This window comes from Parasphingorhabdus sp. JC815 (genome assembly GCF_040717415.1).
GTDB lineage: Bacteria > Pseudomonadota > Alphaproteobacteria > Sphingomonadales > Sphingomonadaceae > Parasphingorhabdus.
In genome coordinates this window covers 509,646-515,645 of record NZ_JBFEFM010000002.1, presented here as the reverse complement: position 1 = coordinate 515,645, position 6,000 = coordinate 509,646, and the positions used below count along the sequence as shown (strand labels likewise).

Annotated in this window: 4 protein-coding genes and 1 pseudogene; all 5 read left to right on the top strand. The window is 48.4% G+C overall.

Annotated elements, in window-relative coordinates:
* Positions 1-205, top strand: a pseudogene (locus AB1K62_RS08150) (polysaccharide deacetylase); the annotation flags it as partial.
* A gap of 449 nt (positions 206-654) precedes the next feature.
* The gene (locus AB1K62_RS08145; RefSeq protein WP_367002783.1) at positions 655-1,863 is read left to right on the top strand and encodes a class I SAM-dependent methyltransferase; all 1,209 of its coding nucleotides are present in this window, start codon (positions 655-657) and stop codon (positions 1,861-1,863) included.
* Positions 1,864-1,920: 57 nt separating this feature from the next.
* Positions 1,921-3,285, top strand: a complete 1,365-nt coding sequence (locus tag AB1K62_RS08140) for an MFS transporter (RefSeq protein WP_367002782.1) — start codon at positions 1,921-1,923, stop codon at positions 3,283-3,285.
* Between the two features lie 121 nt (positions 3,286-3,406).
* The gene (locus tag AB1K62_RS08135; RefSeq protein ID WP_367002780.1) at positions 3,407-4,903 is read left to right on the top strand and encodes an FAD-dependent oxidoreductase; all 1,497 of its coding nucleotides are present in this window, start codon (positions 3,407-3,409) and stop codon (positions 4,901-4,903) included.
* A gap of 10 nt (positions 4,904-4,913) precedes the next feature.
* Positions 4,914-5,750, top strand: coding sequence for an alpha/beta hydrolase (locus tag AB1K62_RS08130; RefSeq protein WP_367002779.1), 837 nt, complete (start codon positions 4,914-4,916; stop codon positions 5,748-5,750).
* Positions 5,751-6,000: the final 250 nt, after the last annotated feature.

Here is a 6,000-nt window from a genome sequence, read left to right as displayed (position 1 = left end):
AATGCATGACGCCGCAGACTGGCTATTGGGCGAAGCCAAAACGCATGGTGGCCGGATGCTGCCGATGCATATCACGCCTTATATCATGGGGCTGCCTTACCGGATTGCGGCTTTTGAGAAACTGATCGCTGATTTTGCTGGTCGCGCTGATATTGCTTTTGCGCGCGGTGATGAAATCCTCGATACATGGAAGGAACAGCAATGAAAGTCGTCAACCCCCGCACCGAGAAAGCATTCGTATAATGAACATGAAAAATTATAACAAACAGGTGCCTGAACATTGCGTCCGGATAGACATTAAGCACCTTTCATTGGAAAGAAAGGCGAGAAAACACGCGGCTACCCATTGATTTAACATATCCAAAGTTGGAGAATGAAAGGTCCACGCAAAAATCATGAGATAATGCTTGCCCTGCCTCATAAAGCGTAAGGGGTTTCTTGGTTATTGTATAAGCAAGGCAATAGGAAGGCCAACAGGGCCCGCTACCAAAACCATTATTGCTCGATATATCTCATCATGGTTCAAACTCTTGCAAACTGATTTGTACTAGATATAAGACTATTGACTTCTCGTAGTTGCATATTGCAATAATGGCAACGCGAGACCGGCAAGCATATAACTGCGGATGATTGCGCTTAAGAGGAGAGATCACGGTGAGTAATAAAGACGCATCTTCCGAGCACAAAAATTCGGCTATTCCGGATATTGAGGCTTTGCCTAAGCCAACCGTTGAAGAGCGAGGAAGACAACGTTTCTGTAGCGCACTTCGCAGTTTCGCCATCCAGGATATGTCCGAAATGGTCAGCAAGGATTTTAGCGAACGTGTCGCGCCAGCGCTCATGGAAAGCGGAGCGACCATTGAAGATGCAGATGCTATTGAGAGTGTGATGAAAGGGGAGGCTTCGTACAGGCTTTATAGCACCCTTCGTTACAATGCGCAGGAAATGTGTTTTCAATCAGTACAGCAGCCGATTGAGCGCGCACTGCACGACATGATCGAAGTCGCCAAGTCTGCGATTGAGCGCAATCCGGCGGGGGGGACTTTAAGGCTCGACCCGGAGCTTTCTATTCCCTCTTATGTGTCTGATCTTGATGTCCATTTGACGCCGGGCTGTTTCCACAAGGAATGGGTCGAGGACGATGTGGCTCAGGGAGCGGTTGTCGCTCTTGGCGCTCGTGTATTCTCTGCCACAATGAGTCATAGAAGTTGGGGCGGTGTAGCACAAGTAATAAGCCGCTGGCTCAAGCATGAGCGTCCGGATTTTAATCCAGAGCGAATGCTTGATATCGGGACATCTTCAGGTAAAAATTTAATGCCTTATGTGCGGGTGTTCCCAAGTGTTGAGGCACATGGTGTGGATATCGCTGCCCCGCTGTTGCGATATGGTCATGCTGTAGCAGAGCATGAAGATATAGCTCTCCATCTCTCTCAGCAAAATGCAGAATCTCTCAAATTTCCTGATCAGCATTTCGATCTGATTGTGTCGAGTTTTTTCTTCCACGAGATTACTGTTGAGGCAACGCGGAAAGTGTTGAAAGAATGTAGGCGGCTTTTGCGTCCGGGAGGTATTATGGTTCATCAGGAGCTGCCTGCGACAAGCTTGGTCGATCCGTGGGAGGATTTTTTCTGGAATTGGGACACTGAGCATAATAATGAACCGAATTACACTGATTTTCGGGCACAAGACCCATTTGATTTGCTTCTAGAAGCAGGCTTTGAACTAGATCGAAGTTTTGCGCACTTACTGCCGGATGCTGGCACATATCCTGATCGCACTAAAGCCTTTGACTGGGACGAGCCTGGTCGCCCGCGTCACGGAAAAGGTGCATGGTATGTTTTTGGTAGCAGTCTCCCGAACTGACCCAATTCTCATATACAAATGAAACGCGCTGATGCGCCCTTAAGTTAGGAATACCGTGTGAAAATTAACAAAGACAGTGTCTGGTATCGCTGGTATGTCGTTACGCTCCTCCTTTTTGTTTTCATTTTATCTTATTTTGATCGTTTTATCCTTTCACTAGTAGTTGACCCGATCAAAGAGTCTATGGGGCTCAGTGATTTCCAGATCGGTTTGCTGCTCGGTCCAGCTTTCTCAATATTCCATGTCGCTGTCAGTATACCGTTGGGTCTGCTTGCCGACCGATGGAACCGCAAATGGCTACTGATTGCGGGTATAGTGATCTGGTGCATGATGACGACAATGACCGGATTTGCCATGTCGTTTATTCCACTTTTAATTTTCAGGCTTGGACTCGGTTTAGGCGAAGCGGTGGTTAGCCCCTGCTCGGTTTCTATCATAAGCGATTACTTCAAAAGGGATGATCGTGCCCGCGCGATTAGTCTTTATATGGCGGGTCCGTATCTTGGTGCTGGCCTCGCTTTCCTTGTGGGCGGTATAATGTTCTCAATGTTGGAAGAGATAGGGCATGTTGATCTTTTTGGTCATAGCTTCGCCCCTTGGCAGATGATGTTCCTAGTCGTTGGTGCCCCAGGAATACTTTTTGCACTACTGATGCTGACAGTGAAAGAGCCACCGAAGACGGACACGATTAGTGTCAGTGTAGAGGATCAATCGAAGATAAGCGCTATTCGTTATATGCTTGACCGCTGGAAAGGGTACTCTGTCCTTTTTATTGGTTCGACGTGTAATTTTGCCATGGCTACATTAGCATTTTGGAATGTACCGTTGTTCTCGCGTGTTTGGGGCTGGGACGTTCTTACAACCGGCGCTGTCACCGGCATATTCTACTTCACAGCAGGCCCGATAGGGACTGCTATAGCATTATGGACAAGTAAACGGTTCGGGAAAGATAGCGATCTTGGTGGCATATACACGCTGATTCTTGGCCTCTGTATTACAGTTCCTATGAGTGCATTATATCCCGTAATGCCAACAGCCGAGCTAGCTATCGTGGGAATGTTTTTCGCTTTTATTGGGAAATCTGCGGCGACCGCTGGTGGCCCGGCGGCGCTTCAAATGATTACTCCGGGTGAAATTCGTAGTCGTTCTGTTGCTATTTTTAATACGGTAATCACTGTGGTAGGCCCATTGCTCGGCCCCCCATTGATTGGCGCAGCGACGGACTGGTCAGGAGATCCCGCGTCACTGGGAATTGTTTTGTGTGGTTTTGTTATCTGCGTCGGCTTGCCGACACTTGTTGTGATGATTTTTGGCTTCAAACATTATCGCCAACTTGTCAGGGAAATGGCTAGTTTAACGGCTGAGAGCAACAATCGAGTGACTGAGGTTGCTGCGCTAGTACCCAGAGCAGTGACTTCGTGACCATATAAGATTTCTGCGAATATGGTGGTGCCTTAATCAGGGCTGATGGTTGGGCTTCCCGAAGGATTCTTACCGACGACACCAACGACAATTGCTTCTTGTTTTTTCGAAAAGAAATGCAATGATTAATGATAAATCTAATTCCGATAATCTAGAGTATCGTAAACGCAAAGGTGACCAGCAGGGCCAAGGAACTTGGGATCTGGTCGTTGTTGGTGGTGGGTCTGCTGGTCTTCCTGCTGCAATCTTTGCAGCGCGGCGCGGCGCAAACGTACTACTTTTGGATAGCGCGAATGAACTTGGTGGATCGCTTTGGGTCGCAACCGGCCAAATGAGTGCTGCTGGAACAACTGTCCAGCAAAAGCGAGGTATAAAAGACACGTCCGATCTGCATTTTGAAGATGTGATGCGTATTAGCCGAGGTACAGCCAATCCGGAAATCGTCCGGCTTGCAGTCGATCATGCCGCTGACACTTTTGATTGGCTTATGCAAGAAGGCTTTGAGCCTCTACCGGAGCATCCTGTGAAAGGATTAGGTCATGAGCCCTATCGACAAGAACGATATTATTGGGGCGCTGATGGGGGTGTCAGCATTAAGAATATTTTAGTTCCCATCGTCGAAGAGCTTGAGGGTAAGGGAAAGATCACCCTTCGGCTCGGTCACCGTGTCACGCGATTGCTGGAAGACGGTGGAAACGTTATTGGCGTTGCTGCAAAAGCTTCCGACGGAGTCGAGAAAATCTACTATGGTAAGAAGGTGGCTCTTACATGTGGGGGCTATGCAGGTAATCCCGAGATGTTCGAAGAGCTTAACGGCTATCCGCAATATAACGCTTCACCCTGGCCCTTATCCCGTGGCGACGGGCTCCGGTTGGGTGAGGCCGTGGGTGGCTATGCTAGGGGACATAAGAATGTTTTTGTTAATTTCGGCACGCTTTTTGATACAGATGTATTTCCAGCCCGCGCGCTCGCGCGAGTAGAACATTTCCCAGAACGTCGACAGCCATGGGAAATCTACGTTAACAAGTCGGGAAATCGATTTGTCCGAGAAGATGTTGAGAGCGTCGACGCGCGGGAAATGGCTCTTTATCATCAAGAAGACTATCGTTACTGGATAGTTCTGGACAGTCGCATCCTCCGTACTGCGCCACCGATAATTAGCGGTTGGACACATGATCAGATGAGGAATGCTTTTGATAAAGGTAGTCCGGCGTTTATTTCTAGCGATACGATTGAGGGCCTGGCACTTAAAGCGGGAATTGAAGCGGCAGGATTAATCGCTAGCGTATCTTGCTATAACTACGGTGTATCGACTGGGAACGACTTTTTTGGTCGTAGTCATAAGCCGCTCCCAATCTGCAAGGCACCGTTTCATGCTATCCGCATGCAGGCGAGCGCTATCTCAAGTGCTATTGGGTTGGCGGTCGATAACAACCTGCGTGTGATACGTTCTGATGGTTCTCCGGTTGGAAATCTTTACGCCGCAGGCGAGATTCTTGGATCAAGCCAGACTATGGGAAAATCTGCTTGTGGCGGGATGATGGTAACACCCGCTATGACTTTCGGTAGGCTTCTGGGAGAATCTCTCATCCCGCTTCCTATCTCTACACAAGCGTGAGATAGCCTAGATGTCACTTCCTATCATGACTGCTTTGCCTGGAGAGCGCCGAGGCTATGTTGAGGGGGCTGAGGGCCAACTCCACTATAGATGTTGCGGCAAGGGCGCTCCAGTATTGCTAGTTCATCAGGCGCCATGGTCTTCGCTGCAGTTCCGTCATGTACTACCCCTCATCGCAAGGGCAGGATATCATGCTATTGCGATTGACCTGCCGGCGCATGGCATGTCAGACCCGCCAAAGAATCCAAGTATTGAATGTTATGCCGAAAATGTGGCGAAACTGATAAAGGCAATTGATTTGGGCCCCGCGATAATTCTAGGTCATCGCAGTGGCGGGCTTGTGGCTGGTCGATTTGCCGCCGAATACCCAGAATTGTCAAAGGCACTTATCTTAGACAATGCGCCCTTTTACACTAAGGCTGAGCGTGCCGCTCGCATCGGGAAATTCTTTGATAATCAAATTATCGCTGCCGATGGCAGTCATATTACTGATCGATGGGCCTGGGTTCGTGAGAAAGGAGATCCCGAGTGGAGTGACGAAACCGTCCATATATCCGTAATCACTTACTTCCTTCATGGCCCTTGGAAAGAGCACGGGCACAATGTTATCCCTCGATATGATTTCCGAGGGGAGGTCCGTCGCATCACTTGTCCCACGCTTGTAATTGCGAGCCGTACGGACCCACTTTTCCCTTGGGGTACTCAGATCATTGAAGCTAGACCTGATTGGTCTTATTCAGAGTTGCCAGGTGGCCCTGGTATGGTGCTCGACCGGCCAGATGAGTGGTGTTCAGTTGTGATGCCCTACATCGCACAAGTTACTAATCCGAGTGGGCCTTACATATGAGCATATGCGATGGAATGACATTCAAACATTTTTCATATCATCGGCAAAAAACATTTGAAAATTAATTAATTTGATATATTGCTATAACAATTAATTTTGAGAGTAATTTGACTGGTGTCTGTTCCGTCAATGGAGGCAAAGGAATGAGAGCTGCTGAAAGTATTTGTACGGGCTAAATGATAATAAATCTTGAAGGCGCACCTGTATCACCGGTGCGGGGCTAATAGGTCTACCACGTAAATATTCTAAG